The organism is Streptomyces sp. NPDC107528 (assembly GCF_055639295.1).
Map to the genome: position 1 here is coordinate 308,152 of NZ_JBVKAV010000002.1, position 15,721 is coordinate 323,872.

A 15,721-nucleotide genomic window follows, 5' to 3' on the forward strand; every position below is an offset into this window, starting at 1 on the left:
GTGAGCCTAAGCCGCTCACAGGTAGAGCCGCATCGAGGGGTCCGAGTCCCGGGTGAAGCCGAGTGCCGTGTACATCGGCTCGGCGTCGGCGGACGCGGTGAGCATGACGTGACTGGCACCCCGTTCGCGGCACCAGTCGAGCAGCTCCTCCATGCACGCGCGCGCGTACCCGCGGCGCCGGGCGTCCGGGTCGGTGGCGACGCTGAAGACGTACCCGATCATCCCGTGCGGGTGGCCGGCCCGGCCGATCCGGTACTCCAGCGTCCCCGCCACCAGCGCGGCCAGCGTCCCCGGCCGCTCGGGGTGATCGACGACGAACGCCGCGAAGTCTCCCTGAGGCTCGGCGAGCCTGGCCCGCAGCGTCGGCAGCGCCTCCCCGTGCCACTGAGTCGCCCCGGCCGTCCGGGCCAGCGAGTCGATCATCACCTGACGCAGCCGCAGCACTTCGGCGGCGTCCTCGGGCAGGGCACGGCGTACGAGACTCATGCCCCGCACGCTAACCACGCTGATCACGCCATGTCCCGCGGTTTTCTTACCGTTTCCGCTTGCTTGGAGCGCACTCCAAGGCCATAGCGTGGAACGCATGACGGTGATGGAGACCACGAGCACCAGGACCGACAGTTGTGCCGCCCCGCCGCATCCGCACCGGCGGCCGGCGGGCCAGGACAGTTACACGATCAGCGAGGTCGTCGCCTTCACCGGCCTGACGGCCCACACCCTGCGCTGGTACGAGCGGATCGGCCTCATGCCGCACATCGACCGCTCGCACACGGGTCAGCGCCGCTACAGCAACCGTGACCTGGACTGGCTCGACCTCGTCGGCAAGCTGCGGCTGACCGGCATGCCGGTCGCCGACATGGTCCGGTACGCCGAGCTGGTGCGCGAGGGCGACCACACGTTCGGCGCGCGCTTCGAGCTCCTGGAGACCACCCGCCGCGACGTCCTCGCCCGGATCGCCGAGCTCCAGGACACGCTGGCCGTGCTCGACCGGAAGATCAGCTTCTACGCGGACGCGGGCCGTCTGTACGAGCAGGACACGTACAAGCAGGACACGTACAAGCAGGACACGTACAAGCAGGACACGTACGAGCAGGAGAAGGCGGAGCAGGCCGGATGACGGACAGCAGGATCGCGACAGCACGACTCGGCGCGCAGGGCCCCGAGGTGGGGGTCCAGGGCCTCGGCTGCATGGGCATGAACTTCGGGTACGGCCCCTCCGACGCGGGCGAGTCCAGGGCGACCCTGGAGCGGGCACTCGAACTGGGCGTCACGCTGTACGACACGGCGGACGCGTACGGCGCCGGCGAGAACGAGAAGTTCCTCGCCCCCTTCTTCAAGGCGCACCGCGACGAGGTCGTCATCGCCACCAAGTTCGGCCTGGCGATTCACCCCGACGACCCCACGAAGCGGATCATCCGCAACGACACGCCCTACATCCGCCAGTGCATCGAGGCGAGCCTCAAGCGCCTCGACGTCGAGGCGATCGACCTCTACTACATGCACCGCCGTGACGTGGACGTTCCTCTGGAGGAGACCGTCGCCGTCATGGCGGAACTGGTCCGCGAGGGCAAGGTCAAGCACCTGGGCCTGAGCGAGGTGACGGCGACGGAACTGCGCGCCGCCCACGCCGTCCACCCCATCGCGGCCGTGCAGTCGGAGTGGTCCCTGTTCAGCCGGGACATCGAGGCGAGCGTGGTCCCGGCAGCCCGCGACCTGGGCGTGACCCTGGTCCCCTACTCCCCGCTGGGCCGCGGCTTCCTCACCGGCTCGTTCGCCAAGGCCGAGGACCTGACGGCCGGTGACTTCCGCCGCCAACAGCCCCGCTACACCGGCGAGAACGCGGCGGCCAACGCCGCACTCCTGGACCCGATCCGCACGGTCGCCGAGGCCCACGGCGCCACCCTCGGCCAGATCGCGCTGGCCTGGGTGCAGCAACGAGCCTCGGTCCACGGCCTGCCGATCGTCCCGATCCCGGGCACACGCAAGCCGGCCAGGGTGGCGGAGAACGCGGCGGCGACAAGGATCGTGCTGGGCGAGGAGGAGCTGGCCCTGCTGGAGCCGATCGCGGCGAAGGTCTCCGGCAACCGCTACACGGACATGTCCTTCACGTCCGCGGGCAGGGAGTGAGTACGTCCTTGGCCGGCGGGGAGTGAGTGCGCCTTTGAAGGCGCCGGGAGCCGCAACGCCGTCAGGGGCGCGGGGAACTGCGCGACCAGCCACATCGGGCCCGCACCCGCCGAACAGCAGAACCCGGCAGACGAGCTGGCCCTACAACTCCGCCAACAACTGAGCCTTCTTGGACGAGAACTCCTCATCCGTCACCAACCCGGCCTGATGCAACTCCCCGAGGTGACGAATCCGCTCGGCGATGTCGGCAGGATCCCGGCGCGGCACAGCCGCAGCCGGGACAGCCGCGTCCCCCGCGGAGCGGTCCCGCACCGCGGACAACACCGCCGCAGCGAACGGCAACGACTCGTGCACCGGCCCGTACCCCAGCCCGAACACCACAGCCGCCGGATCATGATCGACCTGCGCGGGCTGGTCGTCCACGGAGTCCCGCCGCAGCAACCGCAGATGCCCCTCGAAGACTTCCGGTGACCGCCACTCGACCCCGCTCAACTCGGCGACGGCAAAGCTCTGATCCCCCGCCTTCCACTTCGCCGACGAGGCTCCGGTCCAGAACCACCTGAAGCGCACGTTCTCGCCGTCGAAGGACGCCTTCCCGTCGTACGCCTTGAACGACAACGGCACTTCCGGCGCGTCCACGAGGAACTCGTCCGCCGCGCCCGACGCCTTCAGCTGCGCCCGCAACTCGTCGGCGTAGTACTCGGCCAGGGTCTCCCGCTCGGCAGGCAGCACCAGCCGATACGGATCGCCGCCCTCCTTCAGCTGCCCGGCGGCCGCCTCCATCAACGGATCGGCACCGGGCCGCAGTTCGACGCGCAGCACGACCGTCCCGCGCCTGCCCGGAGTCAGCGTCACCCCGGCGATCGCCTCCAGCGGCACCCGGCGTTCCCCAAGCGCCTGAAACAGCTTGGGTGTTCGAATCCCGCGTTCGTAACGGATGAGCACGGAGTCGGACTCGAACTCCCAGGCGGCATGAAATCCGGCCAGTACGTCACCCATGCGGCTCATCGTATGCGGCACGTGCTCCTCCGTCGCCACCCCGCGCAGACCGCAATTCCTGTGCTTCTACGCGCGTCCGGCCGACGCCGTGTCGGACAAACCCACCCGACAGGCCTCGGCATCGTCCGCGCACTGCACGGAGTCATATGCGCCAACTCCGATCTCGGCGAAGTTCGCCACACTGTCCGTACCCGGCTCGAAGTAGCCGCCGTGTCCCTTCGCCTCGCGCGCCGACAGCACGCGCGCCCCGAACGCCGAAGACACCGGGTCCTCGCCGTGCCCCAGCCCGCCGACCTCGAGATACGGCACGTCCTGGACCCAGTCGTCCGCGTCCCGCATCGCCCACACATGCGCGGACGTGTGCAGGTGGGATGCCTTCGCGACCCGCATGCCGGGGCTGCCGGCCACCGCTATGTCGGCCACGCGGTCCGGCAGCTCGGGCGCGGCGAGGCCGCACAGCACCGAGCCGTAGCTGTGGCAGAAGAGGGAAACAGGCGAGCTGCCGGGCAGGCCGCGCACCAGCGCGTTCAGACGTACGGCCCCGCTCTGCGCCCGCATCGCGGTCGCCGACTCGATGCCGAGTCCGCCGGGGGAGGTGTAGTCGGCCCAGGCGATCACGGCCGTGCGTGTCGAGGGGCTGACCTCGCGCTCGGTCGCGTACAGGGACTGCGCCATGCCGACCGGGGCGGAGTACTTGCGGCTGGTGTTGGTGCGCTGGAAGGTGAGCACGTCGGTGTCGACGCCGGGGACGACGACCGAGATCCGCTCGGCCCGGTTCAGATCGCCGAACACCTCCGCGACGCGTCCCGCGCCGTCCGGGTCGAAGGCGAGGATGTGCCGGTCCGGCTCCATCATCGCTTCGAATCGGTGCATACGGCGCCCGGCCTCGCGCTGACCGGAGGGCGTGAGCCGTTCGTCGTGCATGCGTTTGCGCTCGACCTTGCGGGCCTGGTCGAGCGCGACGCGGTTGGCGTTGTAGCGCAGCTCGACCGGCGCGCCGTTCATGTTGCCGACCGCGAGCGGATAGCGCTGCACGAGGCCGGCGCGCTGCGCATCGGTGAGCGAGGCGAAGAACCGGGCGAGCTTCGTGGGGGAGGAGCCGACGTCCGGCAGGGCGCGTCCGGCGATGCTGCCGTGCTCCCAGGCGCTGACCGAGGCCTGCAGCGGTGCGGCGCTCCGGTGGTGGCGCAGAGCGGTCCAGCCGGTGGTCGCCAGCATCACGAACACCACGGCCAGTGCGAGCAGGGCGCGCCAGACGTTCAGTTGCGGGGACGTGTCGAAGGAAGTCACTGGGAGGACACACTAGGAGAACGAGAGGGTCTCGCGTTAACCAAGTGATAGGTATCACGTTTCGATCAAGGTGCTGTAAACGGGCCGATGACCTCAGCGTGTTCGCCAGCTCTCGCTGAGTGCCGGGCCCACCTGTTCGAGATGTGAGACGGTCAGTGCCCGCATGGCGTCCAGGCTGACGTCCTCCCCGGAGCTCCACTGACGCTCCGTCAGCCGCATCACCCCGCCGAAGAGGGCCACCGCCAGCCGCGGTCGCGGATCGGTGTCGAGGTCGACCCCCTCGCGCTCGGCGAGGATGCGCGCGATCGCCTCCTCGATCTCCACCGAGCGGCGCAGATGCGCGGCGAGCAGGACGGGTGTCGACTCGACCACCTGGTACATCCGCAGATACAGCTCGACGGGTACGACGGACTGGATCACCTCGTTGAGCGTGTCCCAGCCCTCCAGCACCGCCTGGCGCAGCGCCTCCATGGGGGCCTCGTGCGGCGGGCGCTCGCGCACCGCCTCCAGGAAGTGCGCCACCGTCATGTCCTGGAGGGCGAGGGCGGCCTCCTCCTTGCCGGCGAAGTAGCGGAAGAACGTGCGCTGTGACACGTCGACGGCCGCCGCGATGTCGTCGACGGTGGTGTGCTCGTAACCCTGGGTGGTGAAGAGCTCCAGCGCGGTACGCAGCAGTGCTTCCCGGGTGCGCTGCTTCTTGCGTTCGCGCAGTGTTTCCATACGTGTCAGTAACCGACTTGTGAATTGGTTTGTCAATTGTCAGTGGCTGTCATTAGCCTCGAACGCATGACTAGTCAGACCACCATCAAAACGACGGGGCCGGGGGACCGGGCGCCAGTAGCCCCGTCGGATGCGACGCCGGCCAAGGGGCTGCGAGGCCACCCTTGGTTCACTCTCATCACCGTCGCGGTCGGGGTCATGATGGTGGCCCTCGACGGCACCATCGTGGCCATCGCCAACCCGGCCATCCAGAAGGACCTCGGCGCCACCTTCGCCCAGGTCCAGTGGATCACCAACGGTTACTTCCTCGCCCTCGCGGTCGCCCTGATCACCGCAGGCAAGCTCGGTGACCGGTTCGGGCACCGTCAGACCTTCCTGATCGGTGTGGTCGGCTTCGCCGCCGCCTCTGGTGCGATCGGCCTGTCCAGCAGCATCGCGGCGGTCGTCACCTTCCGTGTCTTCCAGGGCCTGTTCGGCGCGCTGCTGATGCCGGCCGCGCTCGGCCTGCTGCGGGCCACCTTCCCGGCCGAGAAGCTCAACATGGCCATCGGCATCTGGGGCATGGTCATCGGCGCCTCCACCGCCGGCGGCCCGATCCTCGGCGGTGTCCTCGTCGAGCACGTCAACTGGCAGTCGGTGTTCTTCATCAACGTGCCGGTCGGCATCCTCGCCGTCGTCCTGGGCGTCGTGATCCTCCTGGACCACCGTGCGGAGAAGGCGCCGCGCTCCTTCGACATCCTCGGCATAGCCCTGCTCTCGGCGGCGATGTTCTCCCTGGTCTGGGCCCTGATCAAGGCCCCGGAGTGGGGCTGGGGCGCCGGTCAGACGTGGCTGTTCATCGCAGGGTCGGTAGTGGGCTTCGCGCTCTTCGCGTTCTGGGAGACGCGGGTCAAGGAACCTCTCATCCCGCTGGCCCTCTTCCGCTCGGTCCCGCTCTCCGCGGGTGTCGTGCTGATGGTCCTGATGGCCATCGCGTTCATGGGCGGCCTGTTCTTCGTGACGTTCTACCTCCAGAACGTCCACGGCATGAGCCCGATCGACGCCGGTCTGCACCTGCTGCCGCTCACCGGAATGATGATCGTCGGCTCCCCGCTCGCGGGCGCGATGATCACCAAGTTCGGTCCGCGTGTTCCGCTGGCGGGCGGCATGGCGCTCACCGCGATCGCCATGTACGGCATGTCCACGCTGGAGACGGACACCGGCAGCGGCATCATGTCGGTCTGGTTCGCCCTGCTCGGCCTCGGCCTCGCGCCGGTCATGGTCGGCGCCACGGAGGTCATCGTCGGCAACGCGCCGATGGAGCTGTCCGGTGTCGCCGGCGGTCTCCAGCAGGCCGCGATGCAGATCGGCGGCAGCCTCGGTACGGCCGTCCTGGGCGCCGTCATGGCCTCCAAGGTCGACAGCGACCTCGCCGGTAACTGGACGTCCGCGGGCCTGCCGCCGCTCACCACCGCGCAGGAGGCCCAGGCCTCCGAGGCGGTCCAGGTCGGCGTGGCGCCGCTGGCTCCCGGTACGCCGGACGCCATCGCCGCGAAGATCACGGACGTCGCGCACGACACGTTCATCTCGGGCATGAGCCTGGCGTCCCTGGTCGCCGCCGGTGTGGCGGTCGTCGCGGTCTTCGTGGCGTTCCTCACCAAGCGGGGCGAGAACGCGGAAGCGGGTGCGGGCGCGGCCCACATCTGACGGGATTCCACCGGAGTTCGCCTATCAGAGTGACTCCGCCGAAGATCCCTCCCCTCCGGCAAGCGTGCAGGTCACAGTGGGTCAAGCCAGGGCCTGTGGCGCGCTGCCGGAGGGGGTCGGCGCGCCACAGGCCCGGACGCGCAGGCATGAGCCGCGCACCGTGGGTACTCGCCAAGTCGAACGCCGAATCAGGGAGTTGACGATGGCGGGCTTCTCGCACGGAACGCGCAGGCACCCCCGCTCACGTGGCCGGACGTGGTCACGGACCGGGCCGGATCGCGCGACTCTGGGGATCGTCGGAACCATCTGCGCGGTCGCCGGTTTCTTCGTACTGGGCCTGATCCTCGGCCCGGCAGCAATTATCTGCGGCTGGCTGGCCATGGGCCGAACCTGGTCAGGAGCCCGCCCCGTCCCCGCTCTGGTCGCGGTGGTCCTGGGCGCCATCGACACCCTGCTGGCCATCCTGTGGCTGGCGGGAACGGCGACACCGGGCTACGGCTTCTTCTGACACAGCCGCGGGCGAAGGCGCCTGGGCCGACTGCGGGCCACCCTGCTGAGTCGGCCAGGGGCGCCTGGTCCGCATGGCCGCGGACCACTGCGCGGGGGTGGCTGCGCGCACGCGTGCCGACGTGGCCGGTGTGCCCGGACCCGTACGGCTGCGGTGGATTGTGCCTTGGTCCTGCGCCGCCGGCGCGGATTGGCCGGGGCGTCGCGCCCAGCACGCCGATGCGGCCACGAGTGTCCGGGTCCACCTCGCTGCGGCAACCGTTGTGCCGGTGTGGCTGTGCCCCCTGCTGCGGATGTGGCTGCGTCTCCAGTGCCGTGCGGCAGTGCCGTGCGGCCGCGGGCGCCGTGTCCGCCTGGCTACAGGCAACCGTGCCCGAGTGGCGGCGCCCCCGAGCCGCGGGCATGCGTGCCGGTGGGGCGGTACGGGCGGGTGCAGCGGCACCCCGTGTGGGCACGGGCGAGCGCGCCGACCCTGCGTCAGCCCGTTGCCGGGGTTCCGGCTGAACAGGGCTGTCACCAGCAACCTGAGCCGACCCGCCCCGCTTCCGCCGGCGCGGGCGAGCGTGCCGACCCCGCCCCATCGGTCAACGTGGCCGCTTCTCGACAACCTGCCCCGGCACAGTCGCCCCCGACAGCAGCGCAACCTCCGCCCGGAGCGCCCGAACCTCCTCCGTCAGCACCTGTATCGCCTCCGTCTGCCGTCGTTCCTCCACGTCGTCCTTCTCGAACCGCGCTATGAACCATGCGGCGATGTTGGCCGTCACGACACCCAGCAGGGCGATCCCGGACAGCATCAGCCCCACCGCGAGCATCCGTCCCACCCCGGTGGTCGGCGCATGATCCCCGTACCCGACCGTCGTCATGGTGGTAAACGACCACCACACGGCGTCACCCAGCGTCTTGATGTTCCCGTTCGGCGAGTCCCGCTCCACGGACAGCACCGCCAGTGACCCGAACATCAGCAGCCCGACCACCGCCCCGGCGACATACGTGGTCAGCCGTATCTGCGAAGCCATCCGCGCCCGCTGCCCCACCAGCAGCAGCGTCGACACGAGCCGCAGCAAGCGAAGCGGCTGTATCACCGGCAGCAGCACCGCGCCCAGGTCCAGCCAGTGCGACCGCACGAACTCCCCGCGCCGCTCGGCGAGTCCGAGCCGGACCACGTAGTCCAACGCGAACGCACCCCACACCACCCACTCCACCGCGAGGCACACGTCCACCACGTCCCGGCCCGCGTCGGGCGAGACGATCGGCACGGCATAGGCCACGGCAAAGGCCAGGGCGAGGGCGAAAAGGGGTCGCTGGGTGAACCGTTCCCAACGGACTTGCGCGAGCGGTCGCTTCATGGCCGCATCGTAGGAAACGTGAAGGGGTGGTGTAGCCCGCAGGTCACCCTCGGGCACACCACCCCATCGAGCAGTTGACGGACGCTACGCGTCGCCGCCCGCGGGCCCCGGGTCCGCCGCCGACGCGTCGAGCAGCTGGTAGCGGTCGATCGCCTGCTTCAGCACCGACCGGTCCACCTTGCCCTCCTTGGCCAGCTCGGTGAGCACCCCCACCACGATCGACTGCGCGTCGATGTGGAAGAAGCGCCGCGCCGCACCGCGGGTGTCCGCGAAGCCGAACCCGTCCGCACCCAGCGACTGGTACGTCCCCGGCACCCACCGCGCGATCTGGTCCGGCACCGACCGCATCCAGTCGGAAACGGCCACGAACGGACCCTCGGCGCCGCTCAGTTTCCGCGTCACCCACGGCACCCGCTGCTCCTCCTCCGGGTGCAGCAGGTTGTGCTCCTCGCACGCCACGGCCTCGCGCCGCAGCTCGTTCCACGACGTCGCAGACCAGACGTCCGCCTTGACGTCCCACTCCTCGGCGAGGAGCTTCTGAGCCTCGACGGCCCAGGGAACCGCCACACCGGACGCCAAGATCTGCGCCGGAATCGACCCCGAAGTGCCCTCGCTGATCCGGTGGACGCCCTTGAGGATGCCCTCGACGTCCACGTCCTGCGGCTCGGCCGGGTGCTGGATCGGCTCGTTGTAGACGGTGAGGTAGTAGAAGACGTCCTCGCCGTGGGGGTGTTCGGCGTCCCCGCCGTACATCCGCCGCAGACCGTCCTGCACGATGTGCGCGATCTCGTACGAGTACGCCGGGTCGTACGCGACACAGCCCGGGTTCGTCGAGGCGAGCAGCTGCGAGTGGCCGTCGGCGTGCTGGAGACCCTCACCGGTCAGGGTCGTACGGCCGGCGGTCGCGCCCAGCACGAAACCGCGCGCCAGCTGGTCGGCCATCTGCCAGAACTGGTCGCCGGTGCGCTGGAATCCGAACATCGAGTAGAAGACGTACACCGGGATCAGCGGCTCGCCGTGCGTGGCGTACGCCGAACCCGCCGCGATCAGTGAGGCCGTGCAGCCCGCCTCCGAGATGCCGTCGTGCAGCATCTGTCCCTGCGGCGACTCCTTGTAGGCGAGCAGCAGCTCTCGGTCGACCGACTCGTACTGCTGGCCGAGCGGGTTGTAGATCTTCGCGCTCGGGAAGAACGAGTCCATGCCGAACGTGCGGTACTCGTCCGGCGCGATCAGCACGAACCGCCGGCCGATCTCCTTGTCCCGCATGAGGTCCTTGAGGAGCCGGACGAAGGCCATGGTCGTCGCGATGGACTGGTGCCCCGAGCCCTTCTTCACGGTCGCGTACGTCTTGTCGTCCGGCAGCGCCAGCGGCTTGGAGCGCACGACACGCGTCGGGACGTACCCGCCGAGCCCCTTGCGGCGGTCGTGCATGTACTGGATCTCCTCGGAGTCCCGCCCCGGGTGGTAGTACGGCGGGAGCCCGCTCTCCAGGTCCTTGTCGGCGATCGGCAGGTGCAGCCGGTCGCGGAAGCGCTTGAGGTCGTCGACCGTCAGCTTCTTCATCTGGTGCGTGGCGTTGCGGCCCTCGAAGTTCGGACCGAGCGTCCAGCCCTTGACCGTCTTGGCCAGAATCACCGTCGGCTGACCCTTGTGCGCCTTGGCCGCCGAGAACGCCGCGAAGATCTTCTTGTGGTCGTGACCGCCACGGCCCAGGTGGAGGATCTGGTCGTCGGTCATGCCCTCGACCATCGTGCGCAGCCGCTGGTCGTCGCCGAAGAAGTGGTCGCGGATGTAGCCGCCGGTCTCGGTGGCGTACGTCTGGAACTGGCCGTCCGGCGTGGTGTTCATCCGGTTGACCAGGAGGCCGTCGCGGTCCTGCGCGAGCAGCGGGTCCCAGGTGCGGTCCCAGATCAGCTTGATGACGTTCCACCCGGCGCCCCGGAAGATCGACTCCAGCTCCTGGATGACCTTGCCGTTGCCCCGCACCGGCCCGTCGAGGCGCTGGAGGTTGCAGTTGACCACGAAGGTGAGGTTGTCCAGGCCCTCGCGCGCGGCGATGGACAGCTGGCCGAGCGACTCCGGCTCGTCCATCTCGCCGTCGCCCAGGAACGCCCACACCTGCGACTTGGAGGTGTCCGCGATGCCGCGCGCCTCCATGTACCGGTTCATCCGCGCCTGGTAGATCGCGCCGATCGGGCCGAGGCCCATCGACACGGTCGGGAACTCCCAGAAGTCCGGCATCGACCGCGGGTGCGGGTAGCTGGACAGGCCGTGCCGTGCCTTCGACTTCTCCTGCCGGAAGGCGTCGAGGTTCTGCTCGCTGAGGCGGTCCAGCAGGAACGCGCGCGCATAGATGCCGGGGGAGGCGTGGCCCTGGAAGAAGACCTGGTCGCCGCCGTCGCCCTCGTCCTTGCCGCGGAAGAAGTGGTTGAAGCCCACGTCGTAGAGGGAGGCCGAGGAGGCGAACGTGGCGATGTGGCCGCCGACGCCGATGCCGGGGCGCTGGGCCCTGGACACCATGACCGCGGCGTTCCACCGGGTCGCGTTCAGGATCTTGCGCTCGATCTCCTCGTTGCCCGGGAAGAACGGCTCGTCCTTGGTGGCGATCGTGTTGACGTAGTCCGTGCTGCGCATCTCGGGCACGGCCACGCGCTTCTCGCGGGCCCGCTCGATCAGCCGCAGCATCAGATAGCGGGCCCGCTCCCGGCCGCGCTCGTCCACGGCGGCGTCGAGGGAGTCGAGCCACTCCTGGGTTTCCTCGGGGTCGAAGTCAGGAACCTGACTCGGAAGGCCGCCAATGATGATCGGGTTGCGATCTGATCCGGAAGCCACGCTGTTCCTTACCTGTCAGAGGGCCGTGTTTCTGATGGTCTGCACCGCTCCCCATCGTGTACCTCGGGGCGCCAAACGTCATCTCTACTGTGAGGTAACCCGGGGCCTGGTGAACGGCGGAGTGACCATGGATGGTTCCCAAACGCACAAAGGGGGCAGATTGGTGTGGCGGGCGTCACCTTGAGACGATGGTGGCGTGCCTGGAGTTGCGGTGACACGTTCAGGAACGTCACCGTTTCGGCGGTCTGAACGGCCGGGTACTTGCGCGATCCGCCCCGCCCGTGTGGACTACGGCCAATGCTTCGCGCACGCGCGTGGCTGAGTTATTCCCAAGACATGATCAGGAGGCAACCCGTGAGCGCGACCGCGGACCACGCGGAGGAGCGGACGAACCCTGCCGTCAGGCTGGGGTTCCAGCCCGAGCAGGTGGTCCAGGAGATCGGCTACGACGAGGACGTAGACCAGGAACTCCGCGAGTCCATTGAGGAAGTCGTCGGCAGCGAACTCGTGGACGAGGACTACGACGACGTAGCCGATGCCGTGGTGCTGTGGTTCCGCGACGAGGACGGCGACCTGACGGATGCGCTGGTGGACGCCACCACGTACATCGAAGAAGGCGGCTCGATCCTGCTCCTCACGCCCAAGACCGGCCGTGATGGCTACGTGGAGCCCAGCGACATCTCTGAAGCGTCGACCACAGCGGGTCTGTCGGCGTCCAAGAGCGTCAGCGTCGGCAAGGACTGGAGTGGCAGCCGGCTGGTGACGCCCAAGGCCGCGAAGTCCAAGAAGTAGTCGAATCGAAGTGACCCACGGCTGAGAGGCTCCGTAGGTGCCGGAGCGGCCGTACGGGCCCACCTTGCCGGGCTGGACTGCAAAGTCCAGCCCGGCTCATGCGTGTGCCCCGGAGATCGCTGCGTAGGGTGGATGCCACCCGAACAGCCTCACCGAAGGGACATTCACGACGATGGCGATCCAGGTCGGCGACAAGGCCCCCGACTTCGAGCTCAAGGACAACCACGGCGCGACCGTGAAGCTCTCCGACTTCCGCGGTTCACAGAACGTCGTCCTGCTCTTCTACCCCTTCGCCTTCACCGGCGTGTGCACCGGCGAGCTGTGCGAGGTGCGTGACAACCTGCCGCAGTTCTCCGACCGCGACACGCAGGTCCTCGCCGTCTCCAACGACTCCATCCACACCCTGCGCGTCTTCGCCGAGCAGGAGGGCCTTGAGTACCCGCTGCTCAGCGACTTCTGGCCGCACGGCGAGGTCAGCCGTGCCTACGGTGTCTTCGCCGAGGACAAGGGCTGCGCGGTGCGCGGCACCTTCGTCATCGACAAGGAGGGCGTGGTCCGCTGGACCGTCGTGAACGCCCTGCCGGACGCGCGCGACCTGAGCGAGTACGTCAAGGCGCTCGACACCCTCTGATCCCGTCCGGTCCCTCTGGTGACCGACACCCGTGATTCTTCGGTACCAAGGCATGCAAGCCACGGGAACCCGTTACTAGGATCGACTCGTTGATCCGATATCAAACGCACGGCGGGGCTCCCCGCCCCTGGAAACCAATGGAGGACTCGTGGGAGTCAGCCTCAGCAAGGGCGGCAACGTATCACTGAGCAAGGAGGCCCCGGGCCTCACTGCGGTCATCGTCGGTCTGGGGTGGGACATCCGCACCACGACCGGCACCGACTTCGACCTCGACGCCAGCGCGCTGCTGACGAACGCGGAGGGCAAGGTCGCCAGCGACGCGAACTTCGTGTTCTTCAACAACCTGAAGAGCGCCGACGGCTCGGTCGAGCACACCGGCGACAACCTCACCGGTGAGGGCGAGGGCGACGACGAGCAGATCAAGATCAACCTCGCCGGCGTCCCGGCGGACGTCGAGAAGATCGTCTTCCCGGTGTCGATCTACGACGCCGAGAACCGCCAGCAGTCCTTCGGTCAGGTGCGCAACGCGTTCATCCGCGTCGTGAACCAGGCCGGCGGCGCCGAGATCGCGCGCTACGACCTCTCGGAGGACGCGTCCACCGAGACCGCGATGGTCTTCGGCGAGCTGTACCGGCACGGTGCGGAGTGGAAGTTCCGCGCCATCGGCCAGGGCTACGCGTCGGGTCTGCGCGGCATCGCGCAGGACTTCGGTGTGAACGTCTGAGTTCGACATCGGGGGTGACCGTTCAGGACACCACTGGCTGAGTCCGGCGTCGCATCCGTTTGGGTGCGGCGCCGGATGCGCAGGACAACCAAACAAGCATCACGCGGGGAGGACCAGCATCATGGGCGTCACGCTCGCCAAGGGAGGAAACGTCTCCCTGTCCAAGGCCGCACCCAATCTCACCCAGGTGATGATCGGGCTCGGCTGGGACGCGCGCTCCACCACCGGAGCCCCCTTCGACCTCGACGCCAGCGCACTGGTGTGCAGCAGCGGCCGGGTCCTGGGCGATGAGTGGTTCGTCTTCTACAACCAGCTCAAGAGCCCGGACGGCTCGGTGGAACACACCGGGGACAACCTCACCGGCGAAGGTGACGGCGACGACGAGTCGCTCCTGATCGACCTCTCCAAGGTGCCGGCCCACTGCGACAAGATCGTCTTTCCCGTCTCGATCCACATGGCAGACGAGCGCGGCCAGACCTTCGGTCAGGTCAGCAACGCCTTCATCCGCGTGGTGAACCAGGCCGACGGCCAGGAACTCGCCCGTTACGACCTGAGCGAGGACGCCTCCACCGAGACCGCCATGATCTTCGGCGAGGTCTACCGCTACCAGGGAGAGTGGAAGTTCCGAGCGGTGGGACAGGGGTACGCGTCCGGACTCCGGGGCATCGCACTCGACTTCGGGGTCAACGTCTCATAACGCGTTATGAGCAAAAGCCGGGCCCCGGTGGGGTACGAAGGGTGGCCGACTAGACTTCGGTTCAAAGTTTCGTAAAGCCGGGTGCGCGGGGCAGACCCGTACACACAGGGATTGGGTAGCCAGTGGTTCTGAAAACCTTCGGCTGGTCGTTCGCGGTCACCGCGCTCGGCCTCGTTGCAGCGGTCCTCTTCGGGGGGTGGACCGCCCTCGGCATCGTGGCGATCCTCTCCGTCCTCGAGATCTCGCTGTCGTTCGACAACGCGGTGGTCAACGCCGGAATTCTGAAGAAGATGAATGCCTTCTGGCAGAAGATCTTCCTCACCATCGGCATCCTGATCGCCGTCTTCGGTATGCGACTGGTCTTCCCCGTCGTGATCGTCGCGATCAGTGCATCGCTCGGCCCGATCGAGGCGGTCGACCTCGCGCTCAGCGACAAGGACCGCTACCAGGAGCTCGTCACCGACGCGCACCCGGCGATCGCCGCCTTCGGTGGCATGTTCCTGCTGATGATCTTCCTGGACTTCATCTTCGAGGACCGGGACATCAAGTGGCTCGGCTGGCTGGAGCGCCCGCTGGCCAAGCTCGGCAAGGTCGACATGCTGTCGGTCTGCATCGCGCTGATCGTCCTGCTGATCTCCGCGCTGACCTTCGCGGCCAACGCCCACCAGCACGGCGGCGCGCATGTCGACAAGGCGGAGACGGTCCTGCTCTCCGGCATCGGCGGCCTGATCACCTACATGATCGTGGGCGGTCTCTCCGGCTTCTTCGAGGACAAGCTCGAAGAGGAGGAGGAACGCGAGCACGAGGCGGAGGAGGAAGCCGAGCGCACCGGCAAGCCCCGCTCCGCGGTCGCCCTGGCCGGCAAGGCCGCCTTCTTCATGTTCCTGTACCTCGAGGTCCTGGACGCGTCCTTCTCCTTCGACGGCGTGATCGGCGCCTTCGCCATCACCAACGACATCGTCCTGATGGCGCTGGGCCTCGGCATCGGCGCGATGTACGTCCGGTCGCTCACCGTCTACCTGGTCCGCCAGGGCACCCTCGACGACTACGTCTACCTGGAGCACGGCGCGCACTACGCCATCGGCGCCCTCGCCATGATCCTGCTGGTCACCATCCAGTACGAGATCAACGAGATCATCACCGGCCTGATCGGTGTCGTCCTGATCGGCGCCTCCTTCTGGTCCTCGGTGCGCCGCAACCGCGCGCTGGCGGCAGCGGAGGGAAAAGCGGAGGGCTCGGACGAGAAGACTGAGGTCTCGTCCGGGGTGTGACACCCCTGCGGTTGAGGAACGCTCTCGACGGGGCGGCCGGACGTCCGGCCGCCCCGCCGGTTTTTCCAAGTGAACGCAGGTCATCGTGGGACGTGGGGG

At 68.4% G+C, this 15,721-nt stretch carries 15 protein-coding genes; 9 read left to right on the forward strand and 6 right to left on the reverse strand.

All coding sequences use genetic code 11. The features are described 5' to 3' along the window. Positions 1-15: 15 nt before the first annotated feature. The gene (locus tag ACZ7L5_RS06455; protein ID WP_363035833.1) at positions 16-486 is read right to left on the reverse strand and encodes a GNAT family N-acetyltransferase; all 471 of its coding nucleotides are present in this window, start codon (positions 484-486) and stop codon (positions 16-18) included. Between the two features lie 97 nt (positions 487-583). Here ACZ7L5_RS06455 and ACZ7L5_RS06460 point away from each other — a divergent pair, with 97 nt between their 5' ends. Together ACZ7L5_RS06460 and ACZ7L5_RS06465 are read left to right on the forward strand one after the other, a co-directional pair. Further along, entirely contained in the window at positions 584-1,117 is a 534-nt protein-coding gene (locus tag ACZ7L5_RS06460; RefSeq protein WP_471514912.1) for a MerR family transcriptional regulator, read from the forward strand. Further along, positions 1,114-2,127: an aldo/keto reductase gene (locus ACZ7L5_RS06465; RefSeq protein ID WP_471514914.1), complete on the forward strand. Its 1,014-nt coding sequence runs from the start codon at positions 1,114-1,116 to the stop codon at positions 2,125-2,127. Before ACZ7L5_RS06460 ends, ACZ7L5_RS06465 begins: the two co-directional genes overlap by 4 nt. A gap of 141 nt (positions 2,128-2,268) precedes the next feature. Here the strand turns inward: ACZ7L5_RS06465 and ACZ7L5_RS06470 are convergent, their stop codons facing one another. The 3 genes from ACZ7L5_RS06470 to ACZ7L5_RS06480 all read right to left on the reverse strand — a co-directional run bounded on the left by ACZ7L5_RS06470 (position 2,269) and on the right by ACZ7L5_RS06480 (position 5,136). Then, positions 2,269-3,135 (reverse strand): DUF4429 domain-containing protein, encoded by an 867-nt coding sequence (locus tag ACZ7L5_RS06470; RefSeq protein WP_471515830.1) that lies wholly within the window; start codon positions 3,133-3,135, stop codon positions 2,269-2,271. Positions 3,136-3,192: 57 nt separating this feature from the next. Beyond that, positions 3,193-4,416: an alpha/beta hydrolase gene (locus tag ACZ7L5_RS06475; RefSeq protein WP_471514916.1), complete on the reverse strand. Its 1,224-nt coding sequence runs from the start codon at positions 4,414-4,416 to the stop codon at positions 3,193-3,195. Positions 4,417-4,509: 93 nt separating this feature from the next. Next, positions 4,510-5,136 carry a TetR family transcriptional regulator gene (locus tag ACZ7L5_RS06480; protein ID WP_471514918.1) on the reverse strand — a complete coding sequence of 209 codons (627 nt, stop codon included), beginning with the start codon at positions 5,134-5,136 and terminating at the stop codon, positions 4,510-4,512. Positions 5,137-5,202: 66 nt separating this feature from the next. Between ACZ7L5_RS06480 and ACZ7L5_RS06485 the strand changes: the two genes are divergently transcribed. Together ACZ7L5_RS06485 and ACZ7L5_RS06490 are read left to right on the forward strand one after the other, a co-directional pair. Then, positions 5,203-6,822: an MFS transporter gene (locus ACZ7L5_RS06485; protein ID WP_363035842.1), complete on the forward strand. Its 1,620-nt coding sequence runs from the start codon at positions 5,203-5,205 to the stop codon at positions 6,820-6,822. A gap of 202 nt (positions 6,823-7,024) precedes the next feature. Beyond that, positions 7,025-7,330 (forward strand): small hydrophobic protein, encoded by a 306-nt coding sequence (locus ACZ7L5_RS06490; protein ID WP_363035844.1) that lies wholly within the window; start codon positions 7,025-7,027, stop codon positions 7,328-7,330. Between the two features lie 583 nt (positions 7,331-7,913). On the opposite strand, the gene ACZ7L5_RS06495 is transcribed toward ACZ7L5_RS06490, so the two are convergent. After that, positions 7,914-8,675, reverse strand: a complete 762-nt coding sequence (locus tag ACZ7L5_RS06495; RefSeq protein WP_471514920.1) for a potassium channel family protein — start codon at positions 8,673-8,675, stop codon at positions 7,914-7,916. 84 nt (positions 8,676-8,759) lie between these two features. Continuing rightward, positions 8,760-11,507 carry a pyruvate dehydrogenase (acetyl-transferring), homodimeric type gene (gene aceE / locus ACZ7L5_RS06500; protein WP_471514922.1) on the reverse strand — a complete coding sequence of 916 codons (2,748 nt, stop codon included), beginning with the start codon at positions 11,505-11,507 and terminating at the stop codon, positions 8,760-8,762. 354 nt (positions 11,508-11,861) lie between these two features. Between aceE and ACZ7L5_RS06505 the strand changes: the two genes are divergently transcribed. From ACZ7L5_RS06505 to ACZ7L5_RS06525, 5 genes are all read left to right on the forward strand, one after another. Further along, entirely contained in the window at positions 11,862-12,299 is a 438-nt protein-coding gene (locus ACZ7L5_RS06505; RefSeq protein ID WP_328428043.1) for a DUF3052 domain-containing protein, read from the forward strand. Positions 12,300-12,471: 172 nt separating this feature from the next. Further along, positions 12,472-12,930, forward strand: coding sequence for a peroxiredoxin (locus ACZ7L5_RS06510; RefSeq protein ID WP_471514924.1), 459 nt, complete (start codon positions 12,472-12,474; stop codon positions 12,928-12,930). A gap of 148 nt (positions 12,931-13,078) precedes the next feature. Beyond that, positions 13,079-13,654 carry a calcium homeostasis/redox stress adaptation protein gene (locus ACZ7L5_RS06515; RefSeq protein ID WP_328881959.1) on the forward strand — a complete coding sequence of 192 codons (576 nt, stop codon included), beginning with the start codon at positions 13,079-13,081 and terminating at the stop codon, positions 13,652-13,654. A 121-nt stretch (positions 13,655-13,775) separates the two neighbouring features. Beyond that, a complete protein-coding gene (locus ACZ7L5_RS06520) occupies positions 13,776-14,351 on the forward strand; it encodes a TerD family protein (RefSeq protein WP_362377828.1) in 576 nt (191 codons plus the stop codon). 122 nt (positions 14,352-14,473) lie between these two features. Then, complete coding sequence (locus tag ACZ7L5_RS06525; protein WP_328428047.1) at positions 14,474-15,622, forward strand: DUF475 domain-containing protein; 1,149 nt, start codon at positions 14,474-14,476, stop codon at positions 15,620-15,622. Positions 15,623-15,721 lie beyond the last annotated feature (99 nt).

Excerpts from the sequence above, each read along its gene's own strand:
- ACZ7L5_RS06455 (WP_363035833.1), bottom strand. The coding sequence starts at position 486 with ATGAGTCTCGTACGCCGTGCCCTGCCCGAGGACGCCGCCGAAGTGCTG.
- ACZ7L5_RS06460 (WP_471514912.1), top strand. The coding sequence starts at position 584 with ATGACGGTGATGGAGACCACGAGCACCAGGACCGACAGTTGTGCCGCC.
- ACZ7L5_RS06465 (WP_471514914.1), top strand. The coding sequence starts at position 1,114 with ATGACGGACAGCAGGATCGCGACAGCACGACTCGGCGCGCAGGGCCCC.
- ACZ7L5_RS06470 (WP_471515830.1), bottom strand. The coding sequence starts at position 3,135 with ATGAGCCGCATGGGTGACGTACTGGCCGGATTTCATGCCGCCTGGGAG.
- ACZ7L5_RS06480 (WP_471514918.1), bottom strand. The coding sequence starts at position 5,136 with ATGGAAACACTGCGCGAACGCAAGAAGCAGCGCACCCGGGAAGCACTG.
- ACZ7L5_RS06485 (WP_363035842.1), top strand. The coding sequence starts at position 5,203 with ATGACTAGTCAGACCACCATCAAAACGACGGGGCCGGGGGACCGGGCG.
- ACZ7L5_RS06490 (WP_363035844.1), top strand. The coding sequence starts at position 7,025 with ATGGCGGGCTTCTCGCACGGAACGCGCAGGCACCCCCGCTCACGTGGC.
- ACZ7L5_RS06495 (WP_471514920.1), bottom strand. The coding sequence starts at position 8,675 with ATGAAGCGACCGCTCGCGCAAGTCCGTTGGGAACGGTTCACCCAGCGA.
- ACZ7L5_RS06510 (WP_471514924.1), top strand. The coding sequence starts at position 12,472 with ATGGCGATCCAGGTCGGCGACAAGGCCCCCGACTTCGAGCTCAAGGAC.
- ACZ7L5_RS06520 (WP_362377828.1), top strand. The coding sequence starts at position 13,776 with ATGGGCGTCACGCTCGCCAAGGGAGGAAACGTCTCCCTGTCCAAGGCC.